Origin of the sequence: Corallococcus praedator, assembly GCF_003612125.1 — a bacterium.
Taxonomy (GTDB): Bacteria; Myxococcota; Myxococcia; order Myxococcales; family Myxococcaceae; genus Corallococcus; species Corallococcus praedator.
Genome location: NZ_RAWI01000968.1, coordinates 1 through 458, shown reverse-complemented (window position 1 = coordinate 458; position 458 = coordinate 1). Strand labels below are relative to the sequence as shown.

The following is a 458-nucleotide window of genomic DNA, read 5'->3' as shown; positions in this document are numbered from 1 at the left end:
GTGCTGCTGACCCGATACGGCGTCACGCCGCTGCTGATGCTCTCGCCGCTGATCGTGGCGACCGGATTCGCGTGGCTGGCCGCGTCACCGACGCCGTTGCTGCTGGCGAGCATCCAGGTGGTGCACCGCGCCGGCAACTTCGCGCTGATCGCGCCGGCTCGCGAGAGCCTGTTCACGCGCGTCGACCGCGAGAGCCGCTACAAGGCCAAGGCCTTCATCGACACGGCGATCTACCGCGGCGGCGATCTCGTGAACGGCTGGATCATGGCCGGCATCGTCGCGGCGAAGATGCCGCTCGGCGACGTGGCGATCATCGGCCTGGTGGTCGCCTGCGTGTGGGCGCTGCTCGGCTGGCGCGTCGGCCGCACGCACGACGAACACCTGGCCGACACCGGGGCGAAGGCCGCACCGGCGTCGGTCAGCTAGCCCGGGCCCGAGGGCGACACGCCGCAGGGAGC

General features: G+C 71.6%; 1 pseudogene. It reads left to right on the top strand.

Annotated features, from left to right (window positions below):
• Positions 1–426: pseudogene (locus tag D7Y13_RS46355) on the top strand (MFS transporter); the annotation flags it as partial.
• Positions 427–458 lie beyond the last annotated feature (32 nt).